This is a genomic window from Lawsonibacter faecis (assembly GCF_014287675.1).
Classification (GTDB): domain Bacteria; phylum Bacillota; class Clostridia; order Oscillospirales; family Oscillospiraceae; genus Pseudoflavonifractor; species Pseudoflavonifractor faecis.
In genome coordinates, this window is sequence record NZ_JACOPQ010000014.1 from 14,426 (window position 1) to 34,230 (window position 19,805).

Consider the following 19,805-nt stretch of genomic DNA (forward strand, 5'->3'; position numbering starts at 1 on the left):
TATGGCGCTCCGGTTCGTATTGCTTTCTTTCTCCGGCGTCTCGCCGCCCACAATATATCATTTTTTGACCAATTTTAGGACATTTGTCCGCGACTAATATGTTTAGTTTAACTATAATCAAGGTACCCTAAATATGTAAAAAATACAAAGGGAGTGGTGTTTGGCAAGCGGTAAATAGTATAAATTAAGAAAACGGGTATACCCGTTTTCTTCGTGGGAATATTCCCACGTCTTTTGTATTTTTTTGGAAGTAAAGAAAGGATGAGAACTGTGAAGAAGAAACGCAATCGCCTCCTGGCAATTATCCTCACGCTCGCACTGTGTTTCTCGCTCCTCCCCACCCCATCCCTGGCACAAAGCCCGGACCCTTCCGACGAACCTCCCTTAACCGAATTTCTGAGCGACGAGCAGACCCCCGCCGATGTCCCGTCTCCCGCAGAATCTCCAGCCGCTTCCATCCAGATCGGAGTCTATACCACCACCGATATGCACGGCAAGGTCTACGATCAGAACCCTGTCGGCGGCACCATCGCCAACAGCTACCTGAAGGTCGCTGCTGCGATGGAGCAGGAACGTGCAGCTGTGGGCGGTACCATTTTAATTGATAATGGTGATTCCATCCAGGGCACTGCCATCACAAGCTACAACGTGAACGTCCAGGGCGGTAAGAACAACCCGGTTGCTCTGTGTCTGCGTTATTGCGGATACGACATGTTTGTTCCCGGGAATCACGAGTTTAACTATACTCTGGAGGTTCAAAACAATTTCTATGACATGCTGGCGGCGCCTGCGGACGGCTCCGGCCAGCCGGACGCATTACCCGGTACGCCGGTGGCGGCCGTGTGTGCAAACCTGCTGGATACCGGCACCGGTGAGGTTGCCGCTCCCTATGTTCCCTATATCATCAAAGAGTTCACCGTCGGAGACAAGACCTTCAAAATCGGTGTTTTGGGCTTTGAAAATATGAATGTCCCCAACTGGGATGTTGCATCCCATTATGAGGGTATGCAGTTTTGGAGCGACGACAATGCCGAACGTTCCTACGCCTGGGAATGGGAAAACAAATGGCAGGCCGAACTCAAGGAGGCCGGCTGCGACATCGTCATCGTGGCCGCCCATTCCGGCGAGGGCAGCGCCAGCAGCTTCAATGTGGAGAGCCAGGTGGCCCACTTTGTGGCCAACACCACCGGCATTGACATGGTCGTTGCCGGACATAACCACAGCTCCGGAACGCGGACACTGACCAATGGCGCCGGAAAAAGTGTTCCCTGCGTCAACGGCGGCACCAGCCAGCTGACCAAAACCGTAATTACCTTAAACAGTGACGGTACCTATGAGTTTGGCGAGAGTTCCCTGATAGCGCTTTCATCCGAGGACCTTTCGAACGATTCGGGACTTAAGGCCTTAATCCAGCCCGTCTACGATCTGTCTGTGGCGTTTGTGCAGTCGCCGATCGGCGCCCTGTCCGGCGAGTGGGACTCCATTTCCTCCTATCATACCAAACAGGCCGATACTTATGACCTCGTTCATAAGGCCCAGATCTGGGCCGCCAAAGAGGGCCTCGCCAGAAGTGACGAAGCCGGGAAATATGCCGACACTCGTTTTGTTTCCATTACCACCCCTGTTGCGAATAGAGGGTTTACACTCTCCAATCTTTTTGCAGACGGCGCCGACACCGCCGATATCAGCCTGAAGGATTGTTATTCTTTCTATAAATACGATAACAATCTGCTGTACGCCATTGAGATGACCGGCCAGCAACTCAAAAACTGGCTGGAGCATTGCACCAAGACCTACAGTATCAAGGACGGCAGCGTCACCGGCGGCGGATTCGGCACCGACATTGCCTACGGCATCAACTACGACGTCTATCTGGGTGAGGCCGAGGGAAACCGGGTAAGGAATATGACCTGGCCCGACGGCTCCGAGGTGAAGCCTACGGATAAATTTGTGGTGGCCCTCTCCAGCTACCGCCTTGCAGCCAATGCCGAGGCCGACGAATACGGCTGGTTTGCCGCCACCGGAATTGATATGAGCAAGGCCATTTGGGACGGCACTGTTGACGCCGAGTTCGGCGCCGTCGGCGGCTCCGTCACCCTTATTATCGGTGAGTACATCAAAGCCATGTGTGAGGGTGGGAAAGCACTCACTCCCGGCTCTGAGACACATTGGACGGTAAACGCAGGCAAGGACCCCGTCACCCAAATTATGGTCATGTCCACTACAGATATGCACGGTAAGGTCTGGAACACCGACGTACTTACTGATGCGGCGGTGAAGAACAGTTTCCTCAAGGTTGCCACCGCGGTGCAGGATATCCGCTCCGCCTACGGGGAGGAAAACACCATTCTGGTGGACAACGGAGACCTCTTCCAGGGCACCACCGTCTCCACCTACAACATTCTCTCCAGCGGCGGCCGGGATAACCCCATGGTCCTCGCCCTGCGCAGCATCGGCTATGACGCCTTTGTCCTTGGCAATCACGAGTTCAACTATCCCTGGGAGACCACCCAGGCCATGTACGCCCAGTTGAGCGCGGCTGACGACGGCAACGGCTCCAGCGTCCCCGTTCTGGCGGCCAACCTCTATTGGAGAGACGGCGACAATAAGGACAAGAACGCCTTCACCCCCTATACCACCAAAACCTTCGAGGTCAACGGCCAGGCCTTCAAGGTCGGAATCATCGGCTTTGAGAACACCGACTGCGACCAGTTTGACGTCCCCGCCAATTTTGGTGTGAACAGCGACGGAACCGGCGGCGTCACCCTGACACCGCCCGGCAACCCCACCCGCGACATGGCTGTTGAGGCACAGAAATATGTCACTCAGCTGCGCAAGCCCGCTGCAGACGGCGGTGAAGGCTGCGACTTCGTCATCGTCTCCTATCACTCCGGTATGGGCGGCAATAACATCACCGGCGACCTCACCATCGGCACCAACACGGAGAGCCAGGTTGCCCGCATGGTGGCCGGGAATACCGGCATCGATCTGGTCATCGCCGGTCACGACCACCAGTCCTACCGCTCCAGGACCGCCAAGGACGCCAACGGCAGGGATATCCCCGTCATCAACGGCGGCGGCGGTTCCCTGGCCCGTGCGCTCCTCTCCGTCACCTACGATGCCGAAAGCGGCTTCTCCGTCACCGTGGCCGATCAGGGCAACCTGAGCCTCAACAGCCTGGAGAACGACGCTGGCCTGACCGCCCTCATCAAGCCCGCCGCCGACGCGGCCACCGCCTATGTCAACGCCAAGTACGGAACCGCCATCGGCCAGTGGGATGGCAGCACGCAGTATAAGATGGGCCACAACGACACCATCGACCTTATCAACCGCGCGCAGATTTGGACCGCCGGGGAAAACGGCGTCAAGATGGACGCCGCCGCCACCACCTCCATCGTCAGCGGGAATTACGTCGTCAGTACGGGCGACATCTCCCTCAAGGACATCTACCGTATGTACAGGTACGACAACTACCTCTACGCGGTGGAGATGACCGGAGCCCAGCTCAAGGACTGGCTAGAGGGCGTCGCAGCTTTCTACTCCGCGCAGGTGGATGGGGACGATGTCACCTACAAGGTCCAAAACAACTTCGTCACCGCGCTCTTCTACGGGCTTGACTTCCAATACGACCTTGCAAAGCCTGAGGGTGAACGCGTTGTAAACCTGAAGCGCTCCTCCACCGGCGAAGCGATTACCGCCGACAGCACCCTGGTTGTGGGCGTCAACAACTATGTTATTGGCCAGGACCCCTTCGTCAAGGCCATGGGCAAGGACGCCTCCAGCACGGAAGAGAAAGCCGAAATCATTGCCGGCGCCCTCTGGTCCTCCCAGGACGCCTTGGGAGATGAGCAGGGCCTTGTCACACAGATGGTTGCAAATTTTGTCAAGAGCGAGACGGAAGGCACTGCTCACGGCATCGCCCCCGCCCCCTCCGGATGGAGCCTGGGGTATGACGTGGCTGTCACAGACCCTGACGACGTCTATGTGCCTTCCACCTCCGGCAAGCCCTCCAAAAACACCTCAAAAATCTCCGTCGGCGGCGACAAGGTCTCCGTCACCCTCAACGCCGGCCTCTCCGGCGCCCAGCAGGCCCAGCTCATCAGAGAAAACGCCTCCAAGCCTATTGTCATCTCCGGCAGCGAGCTCACCGTCACCATCCCTGCGGGCACCCTCTCCAGCGGCGCCGATATCAATGCCATGATTGTAAACCCGACCGACAAGGGCGACGTCATTCAGGTCACCCTGGAGGACGGATCCAGCGTGATTCTGCCCTTCTCCGTGATAGACGGCGGCGCCGTCTCCTACATTGCCCAAGTCACGGGCTCCTACAAAATCGTGGATAACGGCAAGCGCTTTGAGGACGTAAGCAGCGGCTATTGGGCCGCCGACGCCATCTCCTTCGTCACCTCCCGTGAGTTCTTCAACGGTACCGGCGCCGGCAGCTTCTCCCCCGACGCCCTGATGACCCGCTCCATGCTGGTGACCGTGCTCCACCGCATTGCCGGCGAGGACGCAGCCACCGTCTCCAGCTTCACCGATGTGGCGCGGGACACCTGGTACACCGACGCGGTGGATTGGGCCGCAGAGGCCGGCGTGGTTACCGGCACCGGCGGCGGCTTCTACCCCGACGGCGCGATTACCCGCGAGCAGCTCTGCACCATACTAATCCGCTACATGGAGTATGCCGGGATTGCATTGGATGAGGTCTCCGGCACCGACGGCCTCACCGACCTCGGCACAGTCAGCAGCTGGGCGGGCGACAGCATGGAGCTGTGCGTCAAGTACGGCCTGATCTCCGGAAAGCCCGGCGGTCTGAGCGATCCCCAGGGCATCGCCACCCGGGCTGAAATCGCCACCATTCTGACTCGCTTTGTGCAGTCAGTGGTGAAATAACCTTCTTCCTTCTTTCCGTGGAGAGACGGGGGCCGGGCTAAAAAGTCCGGCCCCCGTCTCTCATCTGTTTGACGCTCCCCCCGTTTTCAAATTCGTCATCAGTGCCGGCTGAGTATGTCAAATAAACAGCTGCTGCAGATCCCCTTTCATCATTCAGGTTCCATGCGCGGAAGATAAACGCTCTCAAAAACGCTGCGCCGCGTCTTCCTGAACTCTATGCGTGTATCCACCAGCACATCCATCTGCACGGCACCTCCCAGCCGTTTGACAGAGCGCCTGAAGCGTCTGCTGCCGGGAGGAGCCCGCCGGGGAAGCATCTTGAAAGACGCCTGCATTTTATTTTATTTTTTCCTTAGATTTCTTTCTGTCCGGTTGCAGAAGCATGAAATCTATTTTATAATAAAATAACACACAATAGGTGCCGGTCAGTACATAAAGACGATTAGAGGATTATTATGAACGAAGAACATATGTCCCTTACCTATACGGACCGCCTGATTCTCGAATCCTACAAGAACATGCTGGAGGGACTCTCCGATTACCTGGGCGACGGGTATGAGTTCGTCCTCCACAGTTTGGAAAACTACGATCACTCTGTCATCAAGATCATCAATGGCTTTCACACCGGCCGCACCGAGGGCGCGCCCATCACCGATTTGGCGCTCTCCATGCTAGAGCGGATCAACGGGAAGGACGGCGCCGGCAGCATCTCCTACTACACCAAGAACAAGAAGGGCGAACCCCTTAAAAGCGCGACCATTACAATCTCCGGGGAGAGGGGCCGCACTATCGGTCTGCTCTGCATCAATTTTTACTTAAACACCCCCTTTACCGATGTAGTCTCCACCTTCTGCGAGCAGAAGGCCCCCCTCTCCACCTCCCAGAGCGGAGAGAACTTTGCCGAGAACATTGACGATCTGATCGAGAGCGCCGTGGCGGAGGTCCGGCAGGAAGTCTACGAAAACTATGCTGTCCCGGCCAACTGCAAAAATAAGGAGATTCTCCGCATCCTCGCCTCCCGGGGGATTTTCAAGCTCAAGGACTCCGTCGCCAAGACCGCAAAACTTCTCAATATCAGCAGAAACACCGTCTATATGCATATTCGAAACCTGAAATCAGCTTCTGAGCAATAAAACGGGCGGCGCCGCGGCGCCGCCCGTTTTATTGTTCATTCAGCTTCCCGCTTTCGGGTAGTTGAGTAGTGCCTGGCGTATACGCTCCAGAACACCGAAGCATTCATCCCGGTCCCGCCTGGAGCCGTAGATAATCCGTACGCCGTACCGCCCAGTGCCGGGTCCCCACATATCCCCGTCGCTGCTGGTGACCACTACGCGGGCCTGCTCCAGCAGATAGTCGCAGACCTCCTTGGAGGTACCCAGTTCCCCCACGTCCAGCCAAATGTAAAATCCCGCCTGGGGCATGGTGCATTTGACGCCGGGGATATCACTAAGGAGTCTGTACGCCGCCTCGGCCCGCACCTGAAACTCCCGGCGCATATCCTCCACAAAGGCGTTATTCCTGAGTGCGGCGATACCCGCGCACTGGATCATGGTGCTGGGCGCACCCACGTACTGGACCGCACAGGCCTGGAGTACACTCATGATCTCCTCATGGGCCACCAGATAGGCCAGGCGAAAGCCGCACAGCCCCATGCTCTTGGAAAATGAGTTGCAGAGGATGGTGCGCTCCCACATGCCGGGTATATTGATAATGTTAAACATTTCGTATCCGTCGAACGTATGCTCCTCAAAGCATTGGTCCGCAAAGAGGATCAGGTCGTGGCGGATGCAGAATTCGGCCAGGCGCTCCAATGTCTCGCGCTTGTATACCGTGCCGGTGGGATTATTGGGGTTGGTGATGGAGACAATGCGTGTTTTGGCGCTTACCCGCCGTTCAAACTCCTCTATCCGCAGATCGTAGCCGTCCTCCGCATAGGTGGGTACAGGTACTGTCTTGCCGCCCATCAGCCCCGGGGAGACGAAATTATGTGTGTAGGACGGTACCGGCGCCATGACCTCGTTCTCCTCGCCCGGTGTCAGAAACGGGCGCATTGCGAAATTGTAGCTCAAGTCCGATCCGCTGGTAATAATAATGTTTTTATTATGGTCCACCTGTATGCCGTTCACCCGCCGCACCCTCTCCGCCACTGCCCGGCGCAGCTCGTCCAGCCCCACGGGCAGCGTATAGTGGGCGGCATTGGACTCCAGCGAGCTGTATATTCCCTGCTTGATATGCTCCGGGATACAGGCGTCCGGATAGAAGGGATCAGCGAACGTGAAGAAATCCAGATCCGTCCGCTTCATAAAATCCTCATAACCGTCAAAGCCTACCCCTCTCAGGTCCCGGTATACCGGGTCCATTAAACGCCGTACGCTCATTGGTCTCCGCCTCCTCTTCCTCTGCGCGCCGCCTCACCGGTTGCGTGGATGCCGCTCCAGCGCAGCCTTGATACGTTCGACCGCGCTGATACACTCCTGCCTGTCCTGAAGACAGCCGTAGATCACCCGGATATGGGTGGGGTCGGTAAAGCCGCTGCCGGTGCTGACCAGAACATCAGCCTCCTCAACCAAATACTGCATCACTTCCCGATCGGTGCCGTAGTAGGACACGTCAATCCAGAAGAAGAAGCCCGCCTCCGGCTTTACATAGCTGATATGGGGCGTGCTGTCCAAAATGCTGCCCAAAATCTCCGCCCGGACCATCCACTCCCGGCGCAGCTCCTCCATAAAGCGCGTATCCCGCAGTCCGGCGGTCACCCCCGCCTGGGCCATGGTATTTGTAGCGCCCACAAAGAGGACGGCAGTCTCATGAAGCACGTCGGTAATCTCCCCGGGGGCAACGATATACGCCACCCGGAAGCCGCACAGCCCCATTCCCTTGGAGATCGATCCGATGGTGATGGTCCGCTCAAACATACCCGGCAGCGCCATTATGCTGACAAACTCATGTTCGTCGAAAACGCTGTCTTCAAAGCACTGGTCCACCACGCAGATGAGGTTGTGCCGGATGCAGAACTCGGCCAGCTTCTCCATGGTCTCCCGCCGATAGACAGTCCCGGTGGGATTGTTCGGATTGGTAAACACGACGAGTCGGGTCTTGTCCGTAACCCGCTTCTCGAATTCCTCTATGTCCAGGTCGAAGTTATTCTCCGCTCTGGTTGGCACCATGACCGACTTGCCGCCGATAAGGGGCGGGACGTCAAAATTGTGGGCGTAGGAGGGAACGGGGATCAGGACCTCGTTCTCCTCCCCCGGTACGAGGAATGGACGCATTACATAGGCGAATGCCGAATCGGAGCCGTTGGAGATGGTCAGCTCGGTACGGGGATCGATTTTTACACCGTTGAGCTTCAGGACCCGCTTGGCTATCTCCTCCCGCAGTTCCATGTCCCCCGTCGGGAAGCTGTAGTGGGCCGCAGTGGTATTGAGGCTGTCGATGACGGCCTGCTTGACGTGCGGCGGCACCGTATCGTTGGGCCGGTATGGGTCCGCCCAGTTCATCGCCGTGGGCTGCTTCTTCATGTCCATCTGGAACGAAAATGTGCCGCCCTTGCTGGTCTTCTTTGCAAACGCGGGGTCCATCAAAGTCCTTGGGTTAAACATATCCACCCTCCAATCAGTATTCCATAACGCTTTTTAAATCATGCCGAATACGAGGTATAGTGCGACGGTCACCACGCCCAGGATGAGCCGTGGCAGCAGCTGAGCCTTGCCCAGGTCCATCACGTCCACGCCCGCACCCATGGCGGACTCAATCACAATGTCGGAAAGCGGAGACGAGCAGTCGCCGAAGGTAGAACCGCCTACCAGAGCGGCGATGGTCAGCGTTAGGTTGGCATCCACGCTGTATGCCAGCGTCACGGCGATGGGCGCCAGAATCACGCAGGCGCTGATGAGGCTGCCGGTGGCGTAGGAGGCCACCGCGCAGATGACGAACACCACTGCGGGGAGGATGGCCGGGGTGAGGATGGACTGGGTCATCTCCACAATGTAGGCCGCAAAGCCCACCGCCGCCACGGACTTGCCGAAGCCGAATGCAAGCGCCAGAATCAGGCACACGGGCACCATGCTTTTCGCACCGTTGATCAGCAGGTCCATCACGTCGGAAAACTTGAAATACCTGCGGATGATCGGGTAGGCGATGGACACGATAAAGCCCACCAGAATGGGGGTGCCCAGAGAGAACATTCCCGTTTGAATCCGGATGATAATAATGCCCGCGAAAAACGCGATGAACGGCAGCAGGAAGCAGAGGAAGTCGGGCTTGATGCCCTCGGGCGCCTGCATCTCGTCCAGTTCCTTCGTCTCAATGGGGCTGGAGCCGGGCCGGATCAGCTCGCCGTTCTCCCGGGCCGCCTTTTCCCGCTTCTTCATATAGCCGAAATCAGGAATCACCTCCAGAGCCGTCAGCAGCCCTACCACCAGGCAGATGATGCAGAAGAAGTTGAACGGTATGGCCTTCACATACTCCTCCTGACCGTTCAACCCGGGTACGATGGAGCTTATCATACCGCCGAAGAACAGGATGTAGATCGTGATGGGGACCAGTGCCGTCACCGGCTCCGCGGTGGTGGAGAGCAGGTAGCCCAGCTTCTCCCGGGAGATCTTGTGCCGGTCCGTGATGGGCCGCATGATGGAGCCAACGCCGATGGTGCCCAGTGACTGGTTTACCACGATGCCGGAGAGCAGCCAGGTGAGGAACTTGGATTTTTTGGGCGTGTTGAAATGCTTCTCGGCAAAATCGGAAAACGCGGCGAAGCCTCCGCCCTTCTTAATGGCGGCGATGAAGGCGCCGAACACAAACATGTAGATAAACATATCCACGTTTCCGCCCACGCCCTCCATCAGGTAGCTGTCGAAAATCGCGGGAAGAAACCCCCAGCCGTTGACAATGATGGAGCAGGAGACAATTCCGGTGAAAAGGGCAAGCATGATATTCTTGGTGTACAGCGCGAGGAACAGGGCCAGAACGGGAGGAATCAGAGAAAGCAGTCCGTAATGCATGGATACACATCCTCTCTTTTATTGTGGTTCTTGTTTTTTCCTTCCCCGAAAAATAAACGCGCCCAGCGCAGCGCTCACCAGGATCGCGGAGATGAGGTAGATGCCGCCGTACTGCATGTGCCCGCAGTAGACGCCCCACGCTATCGGCGCAACAGCAAAGCCCAAATCACCCGCCGCCCAGTAGGTGGCGTTGGCCGCCCCCACCTTTTCCGGCGCGGCGTCGATAACCGCCATGGAGTTGAGCGCCATGCTGCTGGCTCCATGGCCAAAGCCGTAGAGCATGGCAGAGAGCACCATTGCCCCACCGGAAGGTGTCGTGAGAAACAGGACGCCGTAGCCCGCTGCCAAAATCACATAGCCCATCAGCAGCAGTTTCCGGTCCGATATCATCCGCTTCATCGCCCCGCCCAGCAGGCGTGGCAGCAGCACACCCACCGCCGATATCAGGTAGAAAAGGCTCACATCCTGCACGCCCTTCCCCTGGGCGTAGTAAGGCAGGAATTGAGAGACGCTGATCTGCGCTGCGGTAATCAGCAGCGTAGAGGCGGAGGCGAACACGGCCGATCTTTCGTACATGCCATCCACAATGCCCTTCAGTCCCGCCGGGCTTTGTGCGGGCGGGGCGCTCACCCGATACCGGGAATAGGGAAGGCTTGCCATCAGGGCCATTGCCGCCGCACAGATGGCTGAGCTGAAGAGGAACATCCCGCCGTATCCCAGGCGGGCAATCAGCCGCAGACCTATCGCCGGCGCCACCGCAGCCCCCACTGTCATGCCGATTCCAAAGTAGCCGATTCCCTCCGTAAACCGGGACTTTGGTATGATTTCCGAGGCGATTGCGCTAGAGGCCGTGGAGGTCATCGCCATCGCAGCGCCGGAGATGATGCGCCCCACTAAGCACAGAAGATAGGATTTTGTGAAAACAAACGCCAGCGGCGCCAGAATATATCCCGCCAGCCCGATCATACACAGGCTTTTCTTCGAAAACCTGTCCGCCAGGAATCCTGTGAACGGCCGCATCACCAGCGACGCGAATGCGAACGAGGAGGAGAGCAGCCCGGCGGCCGCCGGGCTGTACCCCGCGGCGTTACCGTAGAGCAGCACCGTAGTCATAAGCATAATCGAATAGGTGCCCGAGATAAGGCTTACCGCTGATATCGCCAGGAAATCATAGGTCAGGAGCTTCTCCCCGCCGTATCCGTCCGTGTTCAATACGCTCATCCCTCACACTGCCGCTCAGGGCAGCGCCGCAATCAGTTCCACCTCTACCAGAACGCCCTTGGGGAGCGCAGCCACCTCCACACAGGCGCGCGCGGGCCTGCTAATGAAATATTTTGCGTAGATCTCGTTAAATACACCGAAATCCTCCATGTTCCGGAGGTAGCAGGTTGTTTTGACAACCCTGTCAAACGTGGTCCCCGCGCCCTCCAGCACTGCAGCCAAATTCAGCATAACCCGCTGCGTCTGTTCCATGATGTCCTCCCCGCTTACCACCCCAGTCAAGGGGTCCAGCGGGATCTGCCCGGAGGTATACAGCATCCCGTTTTGTACAACCGCTTGAGAATAGGGACCGATTGCCGCCGGGGCTTTGTCTGTGGCTATCGTTTTCAAATGAACTCCTCCTCTTCTTTCCAGTCGGTCTGCTGCCTTTGTTCTGTCTAAGCCCATTATAATAATAAAATAAATTTTAGTCAATAAATTTAATTATCTTTGACCGTAAAATAATAATACAGTTTTTTGGTCGTTTATTACATATACTTAAATGTCGACGAAGTTATTTGTGGCAAATCTGCATCATTTTATGGTTTTCCACAACTGAACAAAATTTCATTTTGCGAAAGTCTACCGGATGAAAGAGGCAAAAAAGAGCGGAGCTTTCTAAAAGCTCCGCTCTTTTTTGCCTCTTTCATTCCTGTAGGGGCTGAATCCATGGACAGCGGCGTCGTGGGAGTCAGTGCGTCTGTGCTGCTGATGTCAGGTAAGGACTCTGCTCAGTGCCGTGTGGACAGCAAAAATACCACGGCAGTCAAGCCGGAACAGAAAAACATACTTGTGTACCCTTGTATAGTCTACGGCAGGCCCGATTTCTAGGAAGCCATATCGTAAACGGTCTGCCCGATGGGCTTTTGCGCCATGAGGGCAATGTTGTCAACCTCGTAGCTGTCCTGATTGACCGTTGCGGTAAAGGTGAGCATATTGGTGCCCTCTCCCCCCCGATAGGTCACATTGGCCGGGCTCAGTCCGCTGATACTGCCGAGGCTTGCGTTGTTGCGGTTTGCCACGATTTCATCGTAGACCACGGAGAGCGTGATGGTGTCGCCCCGCCTGTACTGTCCCTCCGCCATGGGAGCAAGGCCGATTTGCGCAGGCTCTTTGGTGTCGATGACACGGACGTTAAAGCGAACGTTTCTCACCCACCAATCATCGCTACCGCTTCCCCATGCGTCATAAACGGACCGCAGTCCCTTGGTGCTCAGCGGCGGCAGTGGATTTAGATCCGCCGACCAGTCCGCCCAGTTTTTATCCGTACCACTCCCGCCATGCTCAATTTCTGCATAGGAGATATACATAACAGAATCGTCATTCATTTCTCGCACGGACAAACATTGCCTCTCGCATATTCATGGTAAATCCGGCGTACAAACGATCGGTGTTGTTTGTTGTCCCAATAAAATATAGCCTCAACTGGTCATAGCTTAGGTCGCTGGCCGATACCCTATAGTCTTTCATATCAAACACATGGGATGTATTCGAGTTATAATCGGTATTGTCAGTGACCTTCATAAAAGTCTTATAGACATTCTCGCCGCCCACATGGTTAAAGTGTACCGCCTCCGCCGTGCCTCCGATGGCGGTACCGTTGACGGTACGGTAGTAGACATACTGCGGATTGGGGTTCGGGACAGCCCCGGCGGGGATGGTGCGGGTGATGCGGTAGGTGCTCGTACTGCCGCTGGTGCCCACATAGCTGAGGGAGAATACGCCGCTGTGCCCCCACTTTGCGGTGAGCTCCACATTGCCCGTGCTGCCTTTGGTAATGGCTATGACCTGCGTATCGCCGCTGAACCAGCCCAGGAATTGATAGCCCGCATGGATGGTGCTCGGCGCGTTCAGCACCACGTCGCCGGTCTCAATGGTGTAGCTGGTGGAATTATTCCCCCCAACGCCTCCGGCGCCCAGGGTATAGGAGATGCTGTAGGCGATGGGCTCCCACTGCGCATAGAGGGTGACGCCCATCAAATTCCTGACCGTTTCGCCGTCGGAATAGCTTGTGCCGGCGCCATCTGCCGCGGTGTTCCACCCCTCAAAGGTATAGCCCGGATTGGTAAAGGGGTTGGACATCAGCGCCTGGCTCTGATCGTAGTTGAAGCTCTGGGAGGCGGTCTTGTTGGACTGCGTGTTGTCATTGAAGTTGACGCCGAAGGTGATGGCCGTCCACTTGGCATAGAAGGTTTTTGCCCCCGTGCTGCCGTGGGCAATGGCAATGCCGGCTACCCTGGAGGTCTCGGTGAAATCCTCCCTTGTGTACCAGCCCCCGAAGTCATATCCCTCCCTGTTCACAGCGTTCAGGGCAATCGCGTCGCTTTCGATGGTGTAGCTCGCCGGGTTGCTGTGGGACACGCCGTCCATATGGAGATAGGTGATTGCATACGCCGTGGCGGCCCACCTGGCCGTCAGCACAGTGTGGTCGGTAATCGGGGTATCAAAGCTGAAGTCTTCACCGTCCATTTGCCAGCCGACAAAGGTATAGCCGCTTTTCTCCGGAACTGCCGGGGCCGGGACGGTCTGCCCGTAATCCGCCCTGACAGGCCCGACGTCTGTGCCCCCCGGCGCTGTCAAAGGTCACGGTGTATTGGTTTACGCTCCACTGAGCGGTAAGCGTCAGGCCATCCTCCGGCATTGTGATCTGCGTCCCCGCCTGGTACGTGGTGGTTTCATTCAGCTTCCACCCTGCAAAGGTATGCCCCTTCTTTTCAGGACCGGGCAGGGTGACGGTCGCGCCGTAATCCGCCGTGATGTCGGAAAGCGCGCTGCCGCCGTTCTCGTCCAGCGTGATGGTATACGCGTTGAGTTTCCAACGGGCATACAGTGTGCGGTCTCCCGCGGTTTTGACCGTTGTGGAGGGCCCCACCTTGGCGCCGCCGTTCTCCGCCGTGTACCAGCCGTCGAAGCTGTGACCCGTTTTCACGGCCGTATTTTCGGGGAGCTTGCTGTAGGTGCCGTCATAGGTCACGGTAATCCCCCCGGGCGTCGTTCCTGCGCCGCCGTTCAGTGCGAAGTTGACCGCGTAGCGATTGGCCTTCCAGCGGGCAGCCAGTGTGGTGTCGGCTATGACTGCGACGATATCGCCCTCCCGGATTTGAGTGCTGCCGCCAAACCAGCCGGCAAAGGTATAGCCGGTGCGCGTGGGCTCCGCCAGCGCCGGGTATATGCCGTCGTAGGTGACGGAAATACCCTCCACCCGACCGCCGCCCCGGCTGTCGAATTTTACGGTAAAGCTCCTTGCAGTCCACTGTGCGGTGTAGCCCAGGTCCCGGTCGGGCATGGTTTTTTCGGGGGCGGCGTTCCAGCCTTGGAAGGCATAGCCCGTGCGCTCCGCCCTGGGCGCCGCAATGGCTGCGTCGTAGCGGCAGGTCTGCGTCGTATACGCACCATTGATATCCCAGGTGACGGTATGCACATTACGGTCATAGAAGATATCGACCGCCGCCAGGCCGTCGCCGGCAATGTTCACCTGCTCAAAGTCCAGCGGGGTAAAGCCTTCGTAGTGATTGGCCGCCGCTGGCGTTTCCGTATCGGTTTCTCCGTACTTCACTTCATCCCTGCCGATTTGGGTGTACTCATCGCCCACAACATTTTGCTGATGCTGTTTCTGCCGTAGAGTACCTCCACCACGGTTGTGCCGTCGGGGAGGATTTCCGCCTGGGTCACCGGCCCCGGGGTAAAGCCCTCGTAGTTTTTGGGGGCGGCGGCGGTCTGGCTCCCGGTGGCGCCGGTTTTCACCTCGTTTTTCACCAGGTCTCCCTCGGCGGGATAGCTCTCGTCCAGCTCCTGGAGAATGTGCTTTACCGTGTACCCGGTGTCCGGCGCCGGCTTCCACCGGGCGGTGAAGGTCTGCCCGTCGGTGCCCATGGTCATACCCTCGTCAAAGCCGAGCCACCGTTCAAAGATGTAGCCCTGCTTGGCAGGAGGTTGGGGCGTTACGATTTCAGCCCCATACTTCACCTGCTCGGTGGTGGTTTCGCCGTCAACCACCCAGTTTATGGGATAGCTGTTGCGGCTGTACCGGATCTCCACCACGGTGGAGTCGTCGGGGGCGGTGGTCTCCTGCGCAAAGCTCTGTGCCGTAAAGCCAGCATAAACTCTCGCCTCAGCCACGGTCTCTGCGGCGGTGACGCCGTCGTCCCTCTGCTCTATATCCACCAAATCCCCCTCGTTAGGGTAGCCGCCCTTAAATATACGAGTCTTGACTAATAGGGTGAAAGCTGTTCTGTATGAAACAGCGTACTTTGGATAGCGGTTCGCTCCCGGCAGTATAGATTTCGGGTATATTTTGAGGGTGCAGATGTGTGCACGAATAAAAAATGCTTGAAACCACCGAATTTCGATGGTTTCAAGCATTTTTTGCCAGTACCTTGTAAAATCGATATACGCATCCCTGTCTCCGTATCTCGCCCGCGAATCCAGCGAAGCCCCCCATCCAGTGTAGCTTTCCGCGCAAACGAGAAACGGATCAATATAACGAATCAGTCTGTGCAAACTTGACATAGACTGATTTTGAGATAAACCAATTCTAACGAGTTTTGGGGATAGTTTTTTACGTCAAAACGCTTGCCCCACTTTCAATTGTTTTTATATAAACTCAAATTCAATCTGTTGTCCACTTTTCTCTATAAACGCACCTATTGCGTTATCAATAATATTTGAGGGAAACCCGTTTGGCAAGTGGATATACAGGTCTTCTTTAGCGCGGCTACAAGCAACATAATACATTCGAGTAAACTCCTGCGCAGATTGTTCTTCTAATAAACAAGGCTTGCTATACATTACTTCAAGCGTGATGTTATCTTTATTGGATGCCTTATTAGGAGTTAAGCTAACAACAACTTTTTCCCATTCTAATCCTTTTGCCTGATGAACCGTCATATACTTACTACCAGCAGAAAACACCTCAGTAAATAATTTATAAGAAGTTTGCCAATTAAGAGAAAGGACATTTGCTTTTAAATCATCCTTGTCAGCATCATCGAAAATAGGAATCTTGAAACCTGCACCTAAAACGTCTATAAGTTTAGCATATTGTTCGTCTTTTATCTGCTCATTAAAATTTTCAATAACGTGCGCTGTGATTTTGTCAGTTGTATTTTCATTTAAGCTGGCAAAAAGATTCTCTGAAAGTTTTTTAATCAGAGATATGAATTTTGGTGTTATCTTTTTGTGATTGATATCCACATAAATCGAAAAGGCTTTCAGAACATCAATGAATGCGCCTGTCCTATAGCCATTCCACAGGCCAAAAATACATTTGAATGCTTTTACCCAAGTCACAAAGTTATGTTCTTCAATATCACGGCGAATGTCAATGGGCGAAGTGTAATAGCTGTTATAAATCTTTTTCAGACAAGCAACCTGTTCCGGCGTTATTCCACGAATATATGAAAACGCCGCCGCCCATGTACGGGTCAAAACGACGCCTCCATCTGCAAGAATATTAGCTATCTGAGCTTTAGCCGCATCGCTTTCCCCAATTATAAAGTGCACTTTTTTAGCTTCTGCTTTTAGCTTTGCCGCATCGTCCGAATATGGCTTTCTGCTGCACTGGGATACATTCGGGTCTGATTGACGCAGATAATTGCAGAAATTTACGATATTGGTAGTGGAGCGCCGGTTGTCATTGATAACGTATTGAGCAAGCTCACGCTCTCCACTCATAGCGAAATCAGCAAATTGAGATGGCTTTGCTCCCTGAAAGCTATAGATAGACTGAGCTATATCCCCGATGATCCCAATTACCGTTGATTTAGTGCCTATAAGTTTTATCAGCATTGTTTGAAGCGGATTTGTGTCTTGAAATTCATCCACAAAAATAAAAGGAAACTTTACTCGTGTCGCGTACAAAGCAGTGTGATTTCGCTCAAGGATACGATATCCAAAATATAGGATCTCATCGTGTGTCAGCTTTTTCACCACAGACCAAATGTATGCCTTTATAGGCAGTATATGAGTATCGATAATCTTGGGTGACGCAGATAATTTTTCGTCAGCTTTCTTTGAAGCGAATAATGTTGCATCTTGTAAATAGTCTGTAATTTTTACTTGTACATCTCCCATGATTTTTTTACTATAACTCAGCTCTGTGATTTCAGCAGTTTTGTCGGTAATATATTTGAATATGTCAGCTTTGTCTATACCATGCAAGATCCCTAAACCTTCAACCTGCGATGTTATTTGACCTTTCCCGTCTAACGTTATTCCAAATTCCTCGCTTATGATTTCTCTCAAATCCTGCTGAAATGGCTTGATGATATGTTCTATAATAAAGCCGTGAATCGTATGTATTTCCACGGAATCGGCGTATCTGTCCAAACGGCGAACAATTTCATCCACTGCTGCATTTGTATAGGTGATACATAGCACTTTGCGTGTCCGGCTTTTAGCTACAAAAGGATGAGTTGTAACAATATTTTTCACGTTTTCAACAAGAAAGTGTGTTTTGCCTGCACCAGGACCTGCGAAGATTTTGGAGTGCATTGTTAGTTGCTCGGGCGTAAAAATATCGCTTGATATTATTTCAACAGCCATTCCAAGCCCTCCTTTATATATTGTGGCACGATAATGTCTTTTATAAGTGTATCATCAGTTAATATACTAAGTGCCACATCACCCTTATTATTCTTTGCATAATAAAGAAATAGTTCTGCAAAGAACAGTTGCTTGTATTGTTCTTCATGTTCTGCATCTCTATTGATTGCAGCTTTAAAAACATCAAGATGTACTGACACAATACTGTTAGCTGCTTTGGGCCGGTTTGTATCCCAAGCGGCAAAATTCAGGCTGTGATCCTTCAATAATTTTGTTACAGTGTCATTCGCAACTAATGACAGTAGTTTTATAGCTACTGCAAAGTCTGCAAAATCCGCAGACATATTTGTAAGAAATAGCTCATCCTCAAACGTTCTTCCACCCATCGTTTGCGTTACAATATGGAAGTTGCTGATTGGAAATCTTTCATGCAACTTTTTGATGTGTGGCGTGACACTTCCGGCATACGTTCCAAAGTCAGACAGTAACTTAACACCGCCGTCCTCTTTAATCCATGAAAAATCCCTGTCAGTTATACAGAGAACTTTTTTGTGTACGTTATTGCCATTGAACAATTCGACAAAGTGTTCAAAATGCTTCCCGCCAATCTCTACTATGGAAATATGCTCATCTTCATAAGCACAGCCGCATTTTTCCATAAACATCGGAAGCAGTAGCTTTTCGGCAATTCCTTCTACCAATATCACTTTATCTGCAAATAACATATCAGACCGAGTAACATCAAGAAATTTAGCTAAATGCTCCTTAGCTGTTTGCTTGTCGCTTTTCTCAGTCTTGGTTTCCTTCGTGTCTGTATCGGCCTTATCGCCTACATCCGCTTTCTCTGATTCTTTTTTATCTGAAAAAAGTTTAGCAAGACCCTGTTGTCTGCAATCAGATTCTCCATGTGCAAGCATATACATATTATCAAGACCTGCGACCGCCGAAATATTACTTGAATGTGTTGTAACGAATATCTGCTGATTAAGTTTGTCAGTTTCATCTAATGTGCGAAGATACTTGAACAACTTATACTGCATCGCGGGATGTAAGTGTGCTTCCGGCTCTTCAAGGCACAAAATACGGAAATCGCGTCCTTTTTGGATTTCAGTGAGTTTTACCAGCATATAGATACTAATCAAGTTATTATAGCCCAGCCCATTGTAATCCAGAGGAACAACATAATCCGAATTAGTATCCCGTACCTCCGTAACATATGCCTCGCCGACCGATACATTAGGACGCAAGTCATGCGATATCGATACGTTTCCACGGGCCAATCCAATATCATTATTTTCATTCTCAAAGAGTTTTGATAATTTCTCAAGGGGAGATTGAAGCAGTCGTTTCATTTCTGCAGAGATATCATCTCTTAACTTTTCTATTAACAGGGAATTACTTTGATCCTTAGCAAATGAGTCGATCTCCCTACGGGTTTCCTTGCTGACCGCATCGCTTGTCCGTTCAGCACCAATAAACCGAATGTCAAAAATTTCTGTAGCTTCTTTTTTGGTCGCTTCAGTATTACTTGCGCCATTATAATAAGTCCAAGAATACTTTGGAATGAATGATTTAAGTACAGTCATATATCCAATAAAATCTGAAACACTTGCGACTGCATCTTTATATTCACCAAGAACCTTTGAATCAAGCGTACAAACGGCTTTTATAACAGCTGTAATATCATATTGGAAATTTTCATCATTATCTTTGGACACGATTTCGTTAAGCCTATCCATTCCCAAAAATGGAAGAAGACGAATAATGCTTTCGTCTTCTGTATCATTTTCGGAAATCAGGTGCCGAATGACATATTCTATCTCAATCCTTGGAGCATCCTCAAGGTATTGCTTAGCGTATTTCATAAGATTATTTTTGTTAAAATCATCAACAGATAAAGTCGGTTCATTTAAGAGTCGTATGGCATAAAGCAGCCCTGTCTTACCAGAATTGTTCGCACCGATTATGACATTTAACCCCTTTTGAAATTCCATAGAAAAATCTTGAAAGCATCTATAGTTCTTGATTGATATTTTTTGGATATACATCGTAACGCCCCCAACACTTTTAAGATTTATTGTATATCGCCACAACCACACAACTTTT

At 53.2% G+C, this 19,805-nt stretch carries 13 protein-coding genes and 1 pseudogene; 2 read left to right on the plus strand and 12 right to left on the minus strand.

Annotation, left to right across the window (positions count from 1 at the left end; genetic code table 11):
• Positions 1-270 precede the first annotated feature (270 nt).
• On the plus strand, positions 271-4,893 hold the full coding sequence (locus H8S62_RS14885; protein WP_186920082.1) for a 5'-nucleotidase C-terminal domain-containing protein: 4,623 nt from the start codon (positions 271-273) through the stop codon (positions 4,891-4,893).
• A gap of 455 nt (positions 4,894-5,348) precedes the next feature.
• Positions 5,349-6,026, plus strand: coding sequence for a helix-turn-helix transcriptional regulator (locus H8S62_RS14890; RefSeq protein ID WP_155146100.1), 678 nt, complete (start codon positions 5,349-5,351; stop codon positions 6,024-6,026).
• Positions 6,027-6,065: 39 nt separating this feature from the next.
• Here the strand turns inward: H8S62_RS14890 and H8S62_RS14895 are convergent, their stop codons facing one another.
• The 12 genes and pseudogenes from H8S62_RS14895 to H8S62_RS14950 form a co-directional block, all read right to left on the minus strand.
• Entirely contained in the window at positions 6,066-7,271 is a 1,206-nt protein-coding gene (locus tag H8S62_RS14895; RefSeq protein ID WP_186920084.1) for a pyridoxal phosphate-dependent aminotransferase, read from the minus strand.
• Positions 7,272-7,304: 33 nt separating this feature from the next.
• Positions 7,305-8,495: a pyridoxal phosphate-dependent aminotransferase gene (locus H8S62_RS14900; RefSeq protein ID WP_186920085.1), complete on the minus strand. Its 1,191-nt coding sequence runs from the start codon at positions 8,493-8,495 to the stop codon at positions 7,305-7,307.
• 33 nt (positions 8,496-8,528) lie between these two features.
• Positions 8,529-9,896 (minus strand): Na+/H+ antiporter NhaC family protein, encoded by a 1,368-nt coding sequence (locus tag H8S62_RS14905; protein WP_155146106.1) that lies wholly within the window; start codon positions 9,894-9,896, stop codon positions 8,529-8,531.
• Between the two features lie 18 nt (positions 9,897-9,914).
• The gene (locus tag H8S62_RS14910; protein ID WP_186920087.1) at positions 9,915-11,108 is read right to left on the minus strand and encodes an MFS transporter; all 1,194 of its coding nucleotides are present in this window, start codon (positions 11,106-11,108) and stop codon (positions 9,915-9,917) included.
• A 24-nt stretch (positions 11,109-11,132) separates the two neighbouring features.
• Positions 11,133-11,564, minus strand: coding sequence for a RidA family protein (locus H8S62_RS14915; protein ID WP_186920162.1), 432 nt, complete (start codon positions 11,562-11,564; stop codon positions 11,133-11,135).
• A gap of 419 nt (positions 11,565-11,983) precedes the next feature.
• Entirely contained in the window at positions 11,984-12,310 is a 327-nt protein-coding gene (locus H8S62_RS14920; RefSeq protein WP_186920089.1) for a hypothetical protein, read from the minus strand.
• A gap of 166 nt (positions 12,311-12,476) precedes the next feature.
• On the minus strand, positions 12,477-13,133 hold the full coding sequence (locus H8S62_RS18145) for an InlB B-repeat-containing protein (RefSeq protein WP_186920164.1): 657 nt from the start codon (positions 13,131-13,133) through the stop codon (positions 12,477-12,479).
• Positions 13,110-13,664: pseudogene (locus H8S62_RS18150) on the minus strand (InlB B-repeat-containing protein); the annotation flags it as partial. The gene H8S62_RS18145 and the pseudogene H8S62_RS18150, both read right to left, overlap by 24 nt.
• Positions 13,615-14,748: an InlB B-repeat-containing protein gene (locus tag H8S62_RS18155; RefSeq protein WP_341481070.1), complete on the minus strand. Its 1,134-nt coding sequence runs from the start codon at positions 14,746-14,748 to the stop codon at positions 13,615-13,617. The gene H8S62_RS18155 and the pseudogene H8S62_RS18150, both read right to left, overlap by 50 nt.
• The gene (locus tag H8S62_RS14940) at positions 14,709-15,320 is read right to left on the minus strand and encodes an InlB B-repeat-containing protein (protein ID WP_186920092.1); all 612 of its coding nucleotides are present in this window, start codon (positions 15,318-15,320) and stop codon (positions 14,709-14,711) included. Before H8S62_RS14940 ends, H8S62_RS18155 begins: the two co-directional genes overlap by 40 nt.
• 429 nt (positions 15,321-15,749) lie before the next feature.
• Positions 15,750-17,699 carry an ATP-dependent helicase gene (locus H8S62_RS14945; protein WP_186920094.1) on the minus strand — a complete coding sequence of 650 codons (1,950 nt, stop codon included), beginning with the start codon at positions 17,697-17,699 and terminating at the stop codon, positions 15,750-15,752.
• A complete protein-coding gene (locus tag H8S62_RS14950) occupies positions 17,684-19,747 on the minus strand; it encodes an ATP-dependent nuclease (protein WP_186920096.1) in 2,064 nt (687 codons plus the stop codon). Before H8S62_RS14950 ends, H8S62_RS14945 begins: the two co-directional genes overlap by 16 nt.
• Positions 19,748-19,805 lie beyond the last annotated feature (58 nt).

What these genes read in the sequence shown, in the direction of transcription:
- H8S62_RS14890 (WP_155146100.1), top strand. Translation starts at nt 5,349, where the DNA reads ATGAACGAAGAACATATGTCCCTTACCTATACGGACCGCCTGATTCTC.
- H8S62_RS14895 (WP_186920084.1), bottom strand. Translation starts at nt 7,271, where the DNA reads ATGAGCGTACGGCGTTTAATGGACCCGGTATACCGGGACCTGAGAGGG.
- H8S62_RS14900 (WP_186920085.1), bottom strand. Translation starts at nt 8,495, where the DNA reads ATGTTTAACCCAAGGACTTTGATGGACCCCGCGTTTGCAAAGAAGACC.
- H8S62_RS14905 (WP_155146106.1), bottom strand. Translation starts at nt 9,896, where the DNA reads ATGCATTACGGACTGCTTTCTCTGATTCCTCCCGTTCTGGCCCTGTTC.
- H8S62_RS14915 (WP_186920162.1), bottom strand. Translation starts at nt 11,564, where the DNA reads ATGGGCTTAGACAGAACAAAGGCAGCAGACCGACTGGAAAGAAGAGGA.
- H8S62_RS18145 (WP_186920164.1), bottom strand. Translation starts at nt 13,133, where the DNA reads ATGGGCGTCACCCTCTATGCGCAGTGGGAGCCCATCGCCTACAGCATC.
- H8S62_RS14945 (WP_186920094.1), bottom strand. Translation starts at nt 17,699, where the DNA reads ATGGCTGTTGAAATAATATCAAGCGATATTTTTACGCCCGAGCAACTA.
- H8S62_RS14950 (WP_186920096.1), bottom strand. Translation starts at nt 19,747, where the DNA reads ATGTATATCCAAAAAATATCAATCAAGAACTATAGATGCTTTCAAGAT.